At 68.5% G+C, this 5,524-nt stretch carries 5 protein-coding genes; 4 read left to right on the top strand and 1 reads right to left on the bottom strand.

Annotated elements, in window-relative coordinates:
• Positions 1 to 101 precede the first annotated feature (101 nt).
• Positions 102 to 812 (top strand): hypothetical protein, encoded by a 711-nt coding sequence (locus AQI95_RS11970; protein ID WP_067121203.1) that lies wholly within the window; start codon positions 102 to 104, stop codon positions 810 to 812.
• Between the two features lie 944 nt (positions 813 to 1,756).
• On the top strand, positions 1,757 to 1,951 hold the full coding sequence (locus tag AQI95_RS44755; RefSeq protein ID WP_159056511.1) for a hypothetical protein: 195 nt from the start codon (positions 1,757 to 1,759) through the stop codon (positions 1,949 to 1,951).
• A 170-nt stretch (positions 1,952 to 2,121) separates the two neighbouring features.
• Here AQI95_RS44755 and AQI95_RS11960 read toward each other — a convergent pair whose 3' ends face one another.
• Positions 2,122 to 2,484 (bottom strand): helix-turn-helix domain-containing protein, encoded by a 363-nt coding sequence (locus AQI95_RS11960; protein WP_079071211.1) that lies wholly within the window; start codon positions 2,482 to 2,484, stop codon positions 2,122 to 2,124.
• 75 nt (positions 2,485 to 2,559) lie between these two features.
• Between AQI95_RS11960 and AQI95_RS11955 the strand changes: the two genes are divergently transcribed.
• The gene (locus AQI95_RS11955; RefSeq protein WP_244188712.1) at positions 2,560 to 3,483 is read left to right on the top strand and encodes a hypothetical protein; all 924 of its coding nucleotides are present in this window, start codon (positions 2,560 to 2,562) and stop codon (positions 3,481 to 3,483) included.
• On the top strand, positions 3,480 to 5,300 hold the full coding sequence (locus tag AQI95_RS11950; protein ID WP_159056510.1) for a hypothetical protein: 1,821 nt from the start codon (positions 3,480 to 3,482) through the stop codon (positions 5,298 to 5,300). Before AQI95_RS11955 ends, AQI95_RS11950 begins: the two co-directional genes overlap by 4 nt.
• The last annotated feature ends 224 nt before the right edge of the window (positions 5,301 to 5,524 follow it).

The following is a 5,524-nucleotide window of genomic DNA, read 5'->3' as shown; positions in this document are numbered from 1 at the left end:
GGGGTGTTCACGAAAGCCGTTGGACTGGAACTTCCAACGGCGGTTGGAGACCGTTTCCCGTCTGCCGAGTGATCGTTCCCCGTCGCCTACGACTGACATCTATGCTCGGGAAGCAAAATGCCGACGGGGAGGGCCAGCAGGTGCGCCGCAAGGAGTCAGTGGTGGGTGTGCGGGTGGCAGCGCTGATGGTCGCCGTGGTGCTGTTGGCGGCTGGATGCGGCGGTAGCGGAGCGGAGCACAGCAAGGGCCCCGGCAGGCATGCGGCAACTCCGGATCTGGCCACATCGCTCAGGTTCTCCCAGCTCAAGAAGGTTCTGGACCTTCAGAGCATGCCCACCGGCTGGAAGGTCGGCGCAACTTCCCTCCGTGGCCGCGATCTGCCCAAGGACTCACCGTGCCGCAGGCCCTCAGGGGTCTGCGCGGGCATGACGAGCCATGCGGAGGTGCAGTACGACAATGCGGACAGCACGGGCAATGTCCACATCGAACTCGATGCGTACGAGGACAGGGAAGCCGCTCAGACTGGATACACGAGCCGCGGCGCCTCCTACGCCGACAAGAACGACCGTGAGATCTCTATGCCCACGGTCGGCAATGCCAGTGTGGCGCGCACGGGGTTCAACAAGTTCTCCGCCGAGCCGTTTACGTCGTTGGTGATGCGGGTTGGCGCCGTGGTCGTGGCAATGACCTATACGCATCAGACCAAGCCCGATCCTCAGTTGTTGCTGTCCGTGGCGCGGATGGAGGCCGAGCGGATCCAGCAGGCTGAGCAGGGCGTGGCCCCCACCGCTTCGCTGGGCCATGAAGGTTGAGGCCCTCGACCAAACATGCCACGTGAAGCGGGCATCTCAACCTGGCCTGATTCAGGGCAACTTCTTTCCCGAAGCTGAGATCGTGCGGAAAGTGCTGCTGCCAGGGTTCCAGCCTGATGCGCGGGATGCCTGCTGCTCAGGTGGTGTTCCAGCTGAGACGAAGAGAGATGCGGATGAGCGCTCTGCGTCCGCTGGTTAAGTTCTTCGCTGGCTTCCTCGCCCTCGCGGTCCTGGTCCTTGGTCTGGCTTGTGGGGTGCTCGTGGTGGCCCGTCGCGGCCTGAGCTCCGAATTGCTCAAGGGGCTGCTCTGCTGGCACTGTGCTCAGTTCTTCTCTCAGCTTGCAACGGCTTCCTCACCGGCAGCTGGCACAGGTGGTCGAAGCGGCGGGTTGTGCGGGACTGAAGCGCCAGGCCCGCCGGTCCGACCCTTTCTTCGCTTGCGGCATCAAGGGCCGTGAGATGGGCGTGAGTTGTCCTTTGCGATCGCTTGCGGACAGCTCGTGCGATCTTGCGGCTGTGGCTCCTACGGTGTGCTGAGACCCTGACAGGGTTGTGGGGTCTTTCTGCAGTGGTCGACGGGAGCCAGGCGGATCGTGGCGTCGTACTTTGAGCGTTTGGACCGGGAAGAGTCGGCCGTTCGTGATCGGCTGTCCCGGCTGCACGAGGAGCTTGAGCGGATCCATAAGCAGATCGGCGAGGCCGAGGAGCGGCTGCGTCGGCTGGGTATCACGCGGGAAACCCTGGACTCCTTGCCGCCGGATGCCGGGACACCAGGCGCCTCCAAGGCTCCGGAGGAGGGGGAGCCTACCGGGCCGTCAGCGCCATCGCCTGAAGCAGGTGCCGCTCCAGCGGCCTCCGAGCCTCCGCCGGGTCCCATGGGACCGCTTGATTGGGAGGAGGGCCGGCGTCGGATGCTGTCGTTGCTGGCTACTTCGGGGCGTGCGATGAGGGCCAGGGAGATCGCCACGGCGATCGGGGAGGACGTCTCAACTCCGGCGCGGGTGGAGACCACCCGCGGCCGTCTGAAGAAGCTGGCCGAAGAAGGCCACGTGATCGAGGGTCCTGTCGGCTGGTTCGCCATCGCCGCAGGCGGCACCACCGCGGACAGCGGAGAGGGGACGGCGGCCGCAGAGGGCTGAACACAGACTCCTGCGCCGCCCTGCAAGGGTGAGTTGCAGGAGAGGGTCGGCACCGCCGGTGGCCTGGTAACCGATCGGCGGTGCCGGCACGCGAGCTCCCATCAGGTGGCTCCCGTGCGTCCGAGCGTAATCGCGGTGCGCGTGGTTCGGCGGGTGGAGTCACGAAATCGTCATGCCCGATTGCTCTTCGTGCAAGTTCGGGCAGGGATTGAGGCTTCATGACTCATCTCCCCGTCAACTACGGTCGTTTGCGGCCACAGCGGGATTGCGAGGGCAGCGCCGAGACGGGCCACGGTGGCGACGTCTGGCCAGGACCGCCCGTTGATCAGATCGGCGATGGCTTGCCGGTTCACACCCGAGCCGTCCGCAACCCGGCGCAGGCTCGCACCGCGCTCCGCCAGGACCTCGGCGAGGGTGCGGGCGATGTCCTGGACGGCTGCGGCCCCGGGGTCGGTGAGCTGGGCGTGGGGCCAGGTTTCCGGATCGCCGGCAAGCTCGCGCGGCGGCCTTCGGCGGTTCATGCCTCCGACCATGCTGATGCACTCCTTTCCGTGAAGATCGGCTTCAACCCCTTCACTGGCTGCTTGACCAGCCGGTGGGCTTGGTCTGTGACCTTGAGTTCAGAGATCTCCGGCCGGATCCACGACTACCGGCCGCGGGTGCCGCTCCGGCGGTGGGTGCCGGTCGCCGACCAGGTGAAAGCCACGGTGGCGGCGGCCGCCCCGGCCACCTGCTATGAGGCACGGCGGCTTCTGTATGCCGTGGGGCGTCTGGCCGTGTGGGCCGACGGGCAGGGCCTGCCGCGGGATCCGGGGGTGTGGCTGCGGACGGAGACGATCGACGCTTTTGTGCTGTCCGGCTGCCCGGGCCTTCAGGGCTCGACCGTGCAGACCTGCCGGAGCTGGCTGCGCCGCACCCGTGAAGCCCTCGTCTGGGTTGAGCGCGGCGAGGCCCCGCCTGTGCGGATCACTTCTCCGCGAAGTCCTCAACCTCCCTACGAGAAAGAGGAGTTGACTCACCTTCGGGACTGGGCCGGGCATCTTCCGGGGCGGGCCCGGCTGGATGGGCTGGCGTTGATGGCACTCGGCGCCGGCTGCGGTCTCACACCCGGTGAACTCCGCCAGGTCCGCGGTCATCACATCGACACCGCCAGCGGTGTTCCCGTGCTGGATGAGAATCTGCTGGGCCGGCTCGTGGCCTGCCGGGCGGGCTGGAGCATCGTACTGGCAGAGCTGGCCGAAGCCGCCGAAGAGGGCTACCTGTTCCGGCCCGGGCGGAAGGTCTCGGCGGCGAAGAACCTCGTGTCGTCCTGGCCGGTCCGCCACCGGCCTCCCGCCGGACTGCCGCCGTTGTCGGCCCGACGGCTTCGGTCGACATGGATCGTGGGCCTGCTTGCCAACGGCATCAACCCTTCCGTGGTCGCCACGGCTGCGGGGATGTCCTCGCCGGCCGGACTCGCCCCCTACCACCAGTGGGTCCCGCCTCTGCCGAGGAAGGAGGTCATCCGGCTGTTGCACGGGCAGCGCCGATGATGGCCCGCCCGGCGGCGGAGGAGACGGCCGCACGCGCCCTGCGGCCCCGCGTCCGCCCCGGAAAGATCACCAAAATCGAGGACTCCAAGGTCGGCCAGCTGCTGACCCTGCTCGACCGCTCCGGCGTGCCCAAACATCTGGAGGAACTCCTGGCAGGGCGGCCGGGCCCAGCAGGGGTGCGTCCGCGCACGGTGCTGGCCGGGCTGTTGCTGGCCGCCTACTTCACGGGCCGGGCCACCGTCGCTGAAGCCTGGCGCATCCTCCATTTCCGCCTCGAACCCAACGCCCGCACCTGGCTGGGCATCCCTCAGCAACCCCCGGTGACGGCGCGGGAGTGCATCGCGGCAAGCCGCCGCCTCTACCGGGGCTTCGACCGCATCACCACCGTCCTCGACCCTGCCCGCTGCAACCGCCGCTCGCGCCTGCCCCAGGAGATCGCTGAGGCCTACGCAGACGCCTGGAACGTCCCCTCTGGCCAACAGGCCGCCGAGCGGCTCCAACTGCTGGCCAACCAACTGGTGCTCGCCCCGGTCCGGCTCGCGAAAGAGCGCGGACACCTGCGCGGCTGGCGCGGGGACGTGGGCGTGGATGCCACCTCCATCCCCGTTCTGGCCCACCCCGCCAGCGACCGCACCCCGACCGCATCGGTGGAGATCACCGCAGGCTGGCACTACAGCGGCGGCTGCGGGGAAGGCACCTTCGGCTACAGCGCCAGCTTCGTGGTCGCCGCCCACCGTCGCCGCCCGGGCGAGAGCGCGGGCAAGCCGACCGCCTACCCACAGATGTGCGTCGGCCTGGTCCTGGACACCCCCACCGTGCGCACCGGCCGCAACGCCGTCGTCGCCCTGCAAGAGCTGGCCGACCTCGGCCTGCCCACGGGCACCTGCGCCGCCGACCGCGCCTACACCGGCTGCTCCCCGGAGAACTTCCAGATCCCCGTACGCCGCCTCGGCTACAGACTGGCCCTGGACTACAAGGCCAAGGACCGGGGCCAGCAGGGCAGCTGGAAAGGCGCCCTGCTCGTCGACGGCTCCCTCGCCTGCCCCCACATGCCCGCCCCACTCGTCCACGCCACCGACGGCCTGGACGACAAAGCCGTCCGCGAAATCCGGGACAACCAGCAGCTCACTGAGCACATCGCGGCCCGCGAGCCGCACTTCCTCAAGACCAAGCAAGGGCCTGATGCCCGAGGCGCCGTCCGCCTCCAGTGCCCGGCTGCCGGACCATCGCCGTCGGTGAACTGCGCGCGCCGTGACCGTCTCCGTCCCCGCACGCCCCGTGCCCCGGGCCCACCGTCCGCGGTGGTCGACTTCAGCGACCGCCGCCAACGCGCCGCGCACCCCGCCGCCCGGCCCACCGTCCAGCTCCCGCAAGACGAATGGCTCAACCCGCCGGCGGCGGACGAACTCCCCCTGGTCTGCAGCAAGTCCGACATCACCGTCCCCGCCGACGCCGCAGGCCACCTGAAGACCGCCAAGTTCCGGCAGGACAGCCACTACCTGTCCGCCGACTGGATCGCCACCTACAAGCCCATTCGCTCGCACAACGAAGGCATCCACGGACGCCTCAAGAGCGACGAGATCGACATCGGCAACCCCAAGCACCGCCCCGCACCCGGCCAGGTCGCCCAGACCCTCCTCGTCGCCCTTCTCGTCACCGCAGGCAACCTCGACATCCTCGAAACCTGGCTCTACCAGCGCACCGGCACCCACCTCACCGACACCGGTCTCGACCACACAGATCTCCAGGCGCCAACACCGCCAGAGACGAACCCGCCCACGCAGACCGGACGGCCACCACCGACCACCAGCCCCTGAGCGAGCAGAACAGCACACGATCACGGCCAGCCCCGGCAACCCGGGGCTGGCCGTGATGCGCGTAACAAGCAAAGAAGGAGCAGCGGCACGGCCGAGCTCCACGACCGCCGCCATCCACCACCCCGAACAGCCTCGAACAGACCCCGGAAACGACGAAGATCCCGCACGATCATCATGATCGTCGGGATCTCGTCAACCGACCTTGAGCGAACTCAAGAACGGCC

It is taken from the genome of Streptomyces yokosukanensis (assembly GCF_001514035.1).
Taxonomy (GTDB): Bacteria; Actinomycetota; Actinomycetes; order Streptomycetales; family Streptomycetaceae; genus Streptomyces; species Streptomyces yokosukanensis.
The sequence above is the reverse complement of the archived record's forward strand: the minus strand, read 5'-3'. Positions and strand labels throughout refer to the sequence as shown.